Raw genomic sequence first — 5,362 nt, forward strand, 5'->3', positions numbered from 1 at the left:
CGTCGGCCTCAATCAGGCGAACGGTCAGGTCATCAGGCTGCGTTGGGTGCACCCCGCACATGATGCCGTACGAAGATCCGCCGGACAGAACCTAGGCGAGGACGAGGGCCCGGGTCGCGGGTGCGAGTCGGGGGGAGCAGCTGTCCAGTAGTGCGCCGGCGTCGTCGTCGTCGAGCGCCCGCAGCCGCAGGTGTTCGTGGCCGGCGCCGCTGTGAGGGTCGGGTGTCTCGGTGCGGGAGGCGGTCAGGACGACGACCGGGTCCGCGCCGAGGCGGCGCGCGACGAAGGCCAGCACGTCCTGGGTGGGCCGGTCCAGCCAGTGCGTGTCGTCGGCGATCAGGAGCACCGGGGTGCGTCCGGCGGCTTCGGAGAGGAGTTCGAGGGTGGCCAGCGCGATGCCGAACAGATCCGGGGCGGTGTCCTCCAGGCCGAACGCGGCGCGCAGGGCGTGCCGTTGTCTCGGCTCCAGCCTGACGGCGTCGGCGCGCAGCGGCAGCAGGAGTTGGTGCAGTCCGGCGAACGGCAGGTGGCTCTCGGACTCGACGCCCAGGGCGCTCAGGACGGTCATCGCGCGACGCCGTGCGCTGCGGTCGGCGGCGGCGAGCAGGGTTGACTTTCCGAGGCCTGCTCCCCCGCTGATGGACAGGGCACCTCCCCGGCCGTGCCGGGCCTGGTCCAGCAGGTGCTCCAGGAGTGCGAGGTCGTTCTCCCGGCCGTACAGGGTCTTGGTGGCGGGAGCCGTCGGTGTCGTGGGCGGCCCGGGCGGCTGTGCGCGGGTGATCGGGTCGAGGTCGGGCAAGGATTCACCACCGGGGAGCAGGGGGCGGGCAGGTGGGCGAAGCCCTCCCGTCCATCCTGGGCCGCCGGCCGGCGGGGTGCTTAGGTCATCTGACCGGTCATCGCGATACGTGCTCCTACGGTCCGTTCTGGTCGTGTTCGTCGAGGGCTCTGCGCAGTTGGGAGCGTGCGGTGACGCCCAGCTTCGGGAAGACCTGGTAGAGGTGGAATCCGATGGTGCGCGGTGACAGCAGCAGTTGCTCGCCGATCTCCCGGTTGCTCAGGCCTTCGGCCGCGAGCCGGGCGATCTGGAGCTGCTGCGCGGTGAGGCCCGCTCCTCCCTGTTCGTGCGGGCCGTCGGTGTGCGGCGGGGTCACGCCGCAGGCCCGCAGTTCTGCGGCGCACCGGGCTGCCCACGGCTTGGCCCCGAGCAGCTCGAACACGGCCAGCGCGCCGGCCAGCACGGGGCGGGCGTCGTTGACGCGACGGCGTCGGCGCAGCCATTCCCCGTACTCCAGCCGCGCCTTGGCCCGCTCGAACGGCCATGGATCGCCGGCCGGATCGAGGGCGGCAAGGAAGTGCTCCTCGGCGTGCTCCGGGCCGGACAGCAGCGCGCGTGCCCGGTGCAGCAGGAGGCCCAGGCGCAGGCTCGTGCGTTGTTGGAGCCGGTTCTCGGCTGCCTCCAGCAGGAGCAGGGCTTCGTGCTGACGGTCCATGCGGGCCGCGGCGGCCGCCAGGTCGGCGACGGCGTAGAAGGAGGCGTGGTAGTGCAGTGGTGTGGCGTCAGCGTCGTCACCGAACAGTCCGCGCAGCTGCTCCCAGGCGCCTGCGTGGTCGCCGTCCGCTGTTGCCGCGGTTGCCAGGACGAGACGGGCGCGTACCGCCATGGCGCGGGTCTGTGTCGGTTCGATCCCGGTCATGGCCTGCGTGATTCTGGTCCGTGCCCGCGCGGTGTCGCCCTGGACCGCGTCCAAGACCGCGACCAGTGACCAGGAGCTGGCCGCCGCCATGTCGAGGCCGCCCGCGCGCGCGATCCGGTAGGCCTCGGTGGAGGTCGAGCGGGCGGCCTGCCATGCCCCGCTCTCGTACTGCACCAACCCCAGGGCTGCGGACAGTGTGGCGTTGGCGCCCGTCGTGGTGATGCGTTGAAGGTGGTCGCGGGCCTGGCCGAGCAGGTGCAGGGAGGTGTGCGTTTCGTCGAGGATCCACGCGCCGGCTCCCAGCAGGGTCAGGTGCAGCAGGCTGGGCTCCTGCTCGGCGGCGCCTTCGGCCAGCAGTCGAAGGTACTGCGGACGGTCACCGAAGGGGTCGCAGCCCGCCTGGGCCCACAGCCGGTCTGCCGCCCGGCCGGCGGGCGCGGCGATCATGGCGCCCAGTCGAAGGCTCTCATCGCGTGGGCGCGGGTCGCCGCTGTTGTAGATGACAGTGGCGGCTGTGCTCAGCGCGGCAAGTGCGTCCTGCGGGTCGCGGGTGAGTACGGCGGCGGCGGCCGGCAGCAGGAAGCCGAGCGAGGCGCTGTGGCGGGTTGTGACGGCCAGCGCCCATCCGGCCCGGATGGAGGCCGCGCTCAGTGACTGCGGGTCGTCGGTGCTCGCCACGGCCTGCGTGGTGATGGCGGCGACCTCGTCCGGCAGGCCGGCGAACATCGCGAGCTCGGCGGCCTCCAGCAGCCTGAAAGTGCGCAGTGACGCCTCCGGGGTCAGTTCCGCCGCGCGCCTCATCGCGTCCGCGGCCCCCTGGTACCCCCCTCGCCGGCGGGCCCGCTCGGCGGTTGCCACCAAGTCCTGCGCGATCTCCTCGTCCGGTCCCGGTGCCGCTGCCGAGCGGTGCCATGCCTGCCTGTCGGGGTTGCCCCCGAGTGCCGCCGCCAGCGCGAGGTGGGCCCTGCGGCGGGCCGCGAACGGCGCTGCCTGGTAGACGGCCGAGCGCACCAGCGGGTGCCGGAACCCCACCCGGCCGTCCTCGATGGTCACCAGGCCGGCCTCCTCCGCGCTCTGCCAGACCTCAAGCCCCACCAGGTCGTCAGCGCGTGCCGCGCACGGGTGCACCGCGGTCAGCACCGCTGCCCGGTCCGGCTCGCCCGCGGCTGCGGCGACCAGCAGCGCCTGCCGGGTGGTCGCATCGAGGCCGGGCAGCCGCTCCCCGTGGATCCGCTTCAGCACGGGTGTCAGGGGCAGCAGCCCGGTCGGTTCAAGGCGGGTCCGTGCTGCGCCGGCCGTCACCGCCCGGGCCAGTTCGAGCAGTGCCAGCGGATTGCCCGCGGCCTGCTGGAGGATGAGAGAACGCTGCACCGGGGTCGGCCGCTGTGGAAGTGAGTCAAGCAGTGCGCCCGCCGCGACGTCGTCGAGTTCCCGCAGGTGCAGGGTGGACAGGTCGGTCCCGGCTGCCGGAGGGGCGCTCCCGTGGCTGCGGAGGCGGCTCGCGGCCAGCAGCAGGACGGGCACCCGTCCGATCCGGCGGGCGACGAACGCCAGTACGTCCGCCGTCGGGGAGTCGATCCACTGCATGTCGTCGACGAGGATGAGCACGGGTGCGGGGGCGGAGGAGCCGGCCAGCAGCTCCAGGACCGCGTTCGCCACCCTGCGGAGGCTGTCCGGCCCGGTGTCCGGTTCCGCGGCGGCCCGCACCGTACGTGCGGTGTCCGGGTCCGGTCGGCAGGGAGGGGACCACAGCGGCTTCAGGAGTCGGTGCAGGGCCGCGAAGGGCAGCCGGTGCTCCGGCTCGGCGCCCGTGACGCCGAGCACTGTGATGGATCGCCGCGCCGCAGAGTCCCCGACGGCGTCCAGCAGGACGGACTTGCCGATGCCTGCGGCGCCGACGACGGCCACAGCGGCGCCCGAGTCCTGCCGCAGTCCGTCCAGCCGCCGTTCCAGGTGGGCGATCTCGCCGTCCCGTCCGTACAAGGCGGCTTCTCCCCCCGCGGGTTCTGCCCGGGAGGGCGCGGTCCGGGAGGGCGCGGTCCGGGATTGGGCCGATGTGAGGGGACGGGTCAGACGGGTCATGGGCTGCTCTCCGACGTGGTGCCTGTGCTGCCTGCGCGGCCGAGGCCCGCTTCGGGCGAAGGGTGTCCGTGCGGGCGGACCTGCTGGCGCGAGCCTAGGAACGGGAGGCGCACGCCGGTGGTTGGTGCCCGTTTTGTCGTCAACGCCGACACGGTGGGGCCAGCGAAGGGCGTGTGCCGCACGTTCAGGCCAGCGGTCGTCGCCGGCCGGCTACTCGTCCGCGGTGAGGAGGCGGCGCCACTCGCCAGGGGTGAGTCCGTACGCCGCGCGGAAGCGGCGGCCGAAGTGGGAGGGATCGGCGAAGCCCCAGGAGCGGGCGATGTCGGCGATCGGGCGGTGGTGGTGCTCGGGTCGGGCCAGGTCCGCGCGGATGCCCTCCAGCCGCCGGTTGATGATCCACTGCTCCAGGCTCGAGTACGGCGGCTGTACCAGCCGGTAGAGCTGTCGCAGCGAGATGCCGTGGGCGGCGGCGATCCCGGCGGGCCGCAGCAGCGGATCGCGCAGGTGCAGGTCGATGTAGGCATGGATCCGCACCGGGAGGGTCTCGGCGAGGGCCGGGCGCGCCTGCCGGTCGTGGCGGGCGGCAGACGCGAGCAGCGCGCGCACCAGCGAGACGCTCGCCTCCCCCAGACCGGATGCTGCGGCATCAGCCCCGAGCGTGTCCGCGCCGGCGGCCAGCCTGGCCAGGTGGTCGCGGACGAAGCCGTACAGGCTGCTCGTGTGCAGCAGCGGCGCGGCCCTGCGCACCAGGTCCACCGGCAGCCCGAGCCGGTCGTACGGTATCGACAGCGCGCTGGCGGCACCGATCCCGCTCCACGCGTAGTCGTAGGGCGCGGTCAGGTCCGACAGCAGAAGGTCGCCGCGGCTCAGCTGCGCCGTGTGCGAGGCCTGGATCCGCCGGGCACGGCCGAACTCCTGCAGGGCGATCGCCACCGTCTCGGGGGCGTCACGGCGGATGTGGGCCGCGGTGCGGGTCATCCGCACGCCCGACCCCTCGTGACGCCACAGGAACACCCCGCCGAAGTCCCACAGGTCGATCCGCGCCCGCAGGACGGCGTCCGGATCCCAGTGCACGAGCCGGCAAGCCGGAGTGGCGATCAGCATCGCGGCGAACACGGCCTCCGCACGGTCCCGGCGCGGCAGCTCCGCCGTGTCGAGCACGAGCGCCACGACCCACTCCCCTCCCACGCCCCCGGGGCTGCGCACCACCCCCGATGACCAGCGCGACCGAGGATATCGGACCGCCCGTCGGGCCTGGCGCGCCGTCGGCGGGCGGCCACCCACCGGCCGACGACTGAGCACGCCGTCGACGACTCAACCCTCTGCGGGGAAGTCGGTTGACTCAAGCTCAGACCACCTCCCGCGCAACAGACTCTGACCACCGGAACACGGCAGACCAGCCGGGGTGGCGACACCCGGACGGCCGGAAACATCACCCGCACGCCCAGGAGGACCACCATGCCCACGATCACCACCCGCGACGGCGCAGAGATCTTCTACAAGGACTGGGGCAGCGGCCGCCCGGTCGTCTTCAGCCACGGCTGGCCGCTGAACGCGGACGCCTGGGACAACCAGGCCCACCT

Annotated in this window: 4 protein-coding genes; 1 reads left to right on the top strand and 3 read right to left on the bottom strand. The window is 73.4% G+C overall.

Translation table 11 applies throughout. From position 1 onward, the window contains the following. Positions 1-91: 91 nt before the first annotated feature. The 3 genes from ACFUK0_RS39300 to ACFUK0_RS39310 all read right to left on the bottom strand — a co-directional run bounded on the left by ACFUK0_RS39300 (position 92) and on the right by ACFUK0_RS39310 (position 4,949). On the bottom strand, positions 92-799 hold the full coding sequence (locus ACFUK0_RS39300; protein ID WP_380258737.1) for an ATP-binding protein: 708 nt from the start codon (positions 797-799) through the stop codon (positions 92-94). A gap of 115 nt (positions 800-914) precedes the next feature. Continuing rightward, the gene (locus ACFUK0_RS39305) at positions 915-3,680 is read right to left on the bottom strand and encodes an AAA family ATPase (protein ID WP_380258739.1); all 2,766 of its coding nucleotides are present in this window, start codon (positions 3,678-3,680) and stop codon (positions 915-917) included. 309 nt (positions 3,681-3,989) lie between these two features. Next, positions 3,990-4,949: a helix-turn-helix domain-containing protein gene (locus ACFUK0_RS39310; RefSeq protein WP_380258741.1), complete on the bottom strand. Its 960-nt coding sequence runs from the start codon at positions 4,947-4,949 to the stop codon at positions 3,990-3,992. A gap of 288 nt (positions 4,950-5,237) precedes the next feature. Here ACFUK0_RS39310 and ACFUK0_RS39315 point away from each other — a divergent pair. Beyond that, the coding region (locus ACFUK0_RS39315) for an alpha/beta fold hydrolase (protein ID WP_380258743.1) at positions 5,238-5,362 on the top strand (125 nt) is incomplete at its 3' end.

The sequence above is a fragment of the Kitasatospora sp. NPDC057223 genome (assembly GCF_042669755.1).
Lineage (GTDB): Bacteria > Actinomycetota > Actinomycetes > Streptomycetales > Streptomycetaceae > Kitasatospora.